Source organism: Streptomyces sp. NPDC043746, assembly GCF_056436485.1.
In genome coordinates, this window is the sequence record NZ_JBWKCM010000066.1 from 1 (window position 1) to 3,615 (window position 3,615).

The window sequence follows — 3,615 nt, forward strand, 5'->3', positions numbered from 1 at the left end:
CGCCTTCGACATCACCTTCGACGGCCGCCTCTCCGCAGCCCAGCAGTAACCCTCAACCACCCCAGCTACACCGTTCGTTTGACAGACCCGCACCCAGCTCGCCAAGGGCGTCCTCGGTGCGGGACGCGAGACCTTCTCCACCAAGGCCCTGGGCCGGGTGACCCCCCGCACCTGGCAGCACCTCGCCCCGGAGATCCACCCCACCCCGGAGCCCAACACGCTCCCCGGCCGCGTCCACGTCGTGCAGGGCGGCAACGCCCACCCGACGCAGGTCCTGCTCATGGCCGACACCGAAGCCGCCGAAGGGATCGCCACGACGGAGACGGAAGAGGGCTGACCGGCCCGGAGTCGGACACACCACGGGCCCCGGGGGATCAGCCATGACGTCCCCGGGGCCCGGTTGGGTTCGTACTGTCCAGCGACGGCGCGACTCCGGCGTCACGCGCGCTCCGTGGCCGTCGGCAACGCTGCCGATCGGAGCAGGGGAGCGCTGCCGCGAACTTGATGCAGGAGGTGGCGGGCGCGTTTCACTTCCGTGTTTCAGATCGCCGGGTCCAGGCGAAGCGACGCCAACGGGGAGCGCCGGCCCTTGCCTACCGTGCGCAGCTGCTCCCAGTCGACCTCGGGGTGGGCGGGGATGACCGCGTCGACGGAGGCGGTGGTGTAGAGCCGGACGTCGACGGCTCCGGCGCGGCTGGTACCGAAGCGGACCTCGATGGACTGCGGGGGGCGGAGCCAGCCGAGCCGGACCATGTGGTCGAAGTCGGCGCGGCGGGCCTGGAGGCGGGCGGCGGCCTGTTCGGGTCCGAGCGGGGTGTCGGCGGCGACCAGCTCCGCCAGGTCCGGCCGGCGGCAGACCTCTGCGACCTGGCCGGGGTGGTGCAGCGTCCCGTCCGCGTTCGCGCTCAGGTCTGCCAGGAGGCCGCGGTCGACGAACCGGCTCACCACGAACGCCGTCACGAAGGCTTTCAGGCCGGAGACGTTGGGGGTGCCGAGCGCGGCGGCGATCCGGTCGGCTGCCGGAAAGCGGCCCGTCGGGCATCGCGGCATCGATGGCGGCGGCGTCCATCGCCTCCACCGCAGCCCTCGACCACCGGGAGGGCGAGACGTCCGGCTCGGGGACCAGCCCGGTGTGCCGGGCCCACCGGAAGGCCGTCACCGGCACTTTCAAGCGCTTGGCGGCCTGGCCCGCGTCGTACTCAGTGCGTCGCATGAGATCACCTCTCAGGTTCGGTGGTTCGCCAGAAGCGGCGAACAGAACATGACAGAACGCCTCAAAACTGTCAACGTCTCCCAGGAATAAGCAAGTTGGGTGTATTCAGCTAGAGCTGCGCCCGCGTACGCGAAGGAAAATCACCCGCCCGGACGAGACCCCAAGCCGTCCGATCTGTTCTGTCTCGCTGAACCTTGACCGGCCTCACCGAAGGTTGACCGCCCCTGGCTGGAGGGCGCGTCGGCAAGCATGCGACCGCGGCTGGCGCGCCGGGTTGCGCTAGCCGGCCGCTGCCCGGTCGAAGTTCGCCGAGATCGGCCAAGGTCCTGTGAAAGGGAACAGCAGGCTGGGATAGTCATGTTCGTGACAGATGGCAGTGCTTGGATCGGCCTGGTCGGGGCAGTGGGCGGGGCAGCCGTAACGGCGCTTGCTGGCGTGTACGGGCCTGCCTTCCTGAAGCGGAAGGAGAGGAGTCAGCAGGAGCTCGATGGCAGGCGGCAGGTGACCGATGGGGCGATCAGCGCCCTCGTGGAAGCGCGCCTCGCGACCCGACGATGGCAGGACTACCTGGTGCAGGTAGCCACACGCGCATCAGCAGGAAGCCAGGTCGATCCACAAGACTTCAGCCAGGAGTCGGCACGGCTCGGTGATGAGGCCATGCGCACTTGTTTCGCCTTGTCATCTCATGGCATCAGAAGGGTGACGACGCAGGACCACAGGTGGATTCTCGGCTCCCTTCGGGGAGCTTCCGCCGGGATCCACGATGCCCTAGTGAACAACGCGTTCGCGACAGGTCATTGGCCCGACGAGGTTCGGGAGGCGTTGGATACGGCCGAACGGGGCCGTGTGTTCTTCCGCGCCCTCCTGGAACACATGATCGAGGAGCGTTTCGGGCCGGACCGGCCTGCCGCTTGAGGCCTACATCCGGTCAGGCGTCTGAGCCTCGTAGCGGAGGGTCAGCTCTTCCAGCAGCGGCCGCCAGTCCTTGGGCAGGCCGCGGCGGTTCATCGCCTCGATCATCGCCTTGGGAGGCAGGGCGGCGAACATGTCCGCCAACTGCCCGCCGCGGCCCTCCTGGGCGTTCATCCAGAGCGTTTCCGCCACTCGCACGTCGCGGTGGACTCAGTACTCGGGCTGACGGTGCTGTCCCTGCGGCTTCGGCTGACGCACGGGTACCGGGGAGGCGAGGTGGTCCTCTCGTAGCAGTGATGCTGCGATGAGAGCGCGGACGGCCGTGGTCGCGGTCAGCGCCGGTGCCAGCGCGTCCCTCACCGGGGGCCCGAGCCGGTTGAGCGCGTCCAGCAGCACCTCGATCGACCCCAGCGTGTCCAGCGCCGCCGAAGGGCTCCAGCCGTCGGCAGAAGCCGTTTCCCAGACCTCGGTGGCGGCGTCCGACAGCGATACGACCTGCTCAGGGAGACTCACACTCTTTCAACGACCGGACACCCCCACGGCTACCGCCCAGAACCGCCGAACGGGCTTCCTGAGCTGTCTACCCCGCTTCTAGGTTGCCGACGGTGCGCTGGGTGAGGCGCGATCGTGCTGGGGCCACCCCGTCCCGGCGGGTGGGCCCCAGCAGGGCGCGGGTCAGCGGTTGTTGCGGTAGGCGATGATCCCGCCGGCGACCAGGCCACGACCGCGGGCGGTCCTGAATTCCTCCAGCCGCTTGGCGTCGGTGTACTGCTGCGGCGTGCTGTCGGGTGGTGTGCGCACTCCGAGCTGCGGGCCGTAGAAGCACACCACGTACCCGTGGTGCAGGGCGGCTGAGTACCAGTCGGGTGAGGCGGGGACGGTAATGCGGGAGTAGACACCCCCGTCGGGGGAGCGCAGTTCGATCCGGTCGTCGGCTAGCCGGTGCAGAGCCCAGCCAGGGATGGTCCGCAGATCGGCGAAGCCGCGGGGGGAAGCGCCGCAGTCCGGCTGAGATCGCGCCTTCCACCTGGATCTCCGATGTCTCGCCGCCGGGCAGACGGGACATCATCGCGCGTTCTGGCTCGAACAGGGCCACCGGCATCGGGTCCTGCCCGTCGTGGGTCTGCACGGTGCCGGTGTCCGGGTCGATGCCGGTGGCGACCTGCCCCAGCCCGAGCGCGGGAGTGTCCATGTAGAGCAGCCGGCCGTGGTCATCGACGTTGTCGCTCAGCGCCGCGCCCGCCGCCAGGATCTCCGCCTGGCCGACCACGCGGTCGTCGATCCGGAACCGCTCCTGCCCGCCGCCCTTGTCACGCCGTGGCTTCTTCGCCTTGGACCGCCCCATCGTGGACCCCCTTCGTGTGTGGTCGGCCCCAGACTCAGGCAGGTCACCCGTGAACCGTTCCGGGTTCGATAGAGACTCGATTCCGTGAAAGGATCGAGTCATGGCACGCCCTTCCTCCTATCCCGCTGAGCTGTGCAAACGAGCG

The 3,615-nt window shown here is 69.2% G+C and carries 6 protein-coding genes; 2 read left to right on the plus strand and 4 right to left on the minus strand.

Annotated elements, in window-relative coordinates; translation table 11 throughout:
• The first annotated feature begins 157 nt into the window (after positions 1-157).
• A complete protein-coding gene (locus tag AC0682_RS31395; protein ID WP_478536627.1) occupies positions 158-337 on the plus strand; it encodes a hypothetical protein in 180 nt (59 codons plus the stop codon).
• Between the two features lie 203 nt (positions 338-540).
• Here AC0682_RS31395 and AC0682_RS31400 read toward each other — a convergent pair whose 3' ends face one another.
• The gene (locus tag AC0682_RS31400; RefSeq protein ID WP_478536628.1) at positions 541-1,050 is read right to left on the minus strand and encodes a hypothetical protein; all 510 of its coding nucleotides are present in this window, start codon (positions 1,048-1,050) and stop codon (positions 541-543) included.
• A 526-nt stretch (positions 1,051-1,576) separates the two neighbouring features.
• Here AC0682_RS31400 and AC0682_RS31405 point away from each other — a divergent pair.
• A complete protein-coding gene (locus tag AC0682_RS31405) occupies positions 1,577-2,128 on the plus strand; it encodes a hypothetical protein (protein ID WP_478536629.1) in 552 nt (183 codons plus the stop codon).
• A 3-nt stretch (positions 2,129-2,131) separates the two neighbouring features.
• On the opposite strand, the gene AC0682_RS31410 is transcribed toward AC0682_RS31405, so the two are convergent.
• From AC0682_RS31410 to AC0682_RS31420, 3 genes are all read right to left on the minus strand, one after another.
• Entirely contained in the window at positions 2,132-2,323 is a 192-nt protein-coding gene (locus AC0682_RS31410) for a hypothetical protein (RefSeq protein WP_478536630.1), read from the minus strand.
• Between the two features lie 12 nt (positions 2,324-2,335).
• Positions 2,336-2,638 (minus strand): hypothetical protein, encoded by a 303-nt coding sequence (locus tag AC0682_RS31415; protein WP_478536631.1) that lies wholly within the window; start codon positions 2,636-2,638, stop codon positions 2,336-2,338.
• A gap of 162 nt (positions 2,639-2,800) precedes the next feature.
• Entirely contained in the window at positions 2,801-2,956 is a 156-nt protein-coding gene (locus tag AC0682_RS31420) for a hypothetical protein (protein ID WP_478536633.1), read from the minus strand.
• Positions 2,957-3,615: the final 659 nt, after the last annotated feature.

Excerpts from the sequence above, each read along its gene's own strand:
- AC0682_RS31400 (WP_478536628.1), bottom strand. The coding sequence starts at position 1,050 with ATGCCGCGATGCCCGACGGGCCGCTTTCCGGCAGCCGACCGGATCGCC.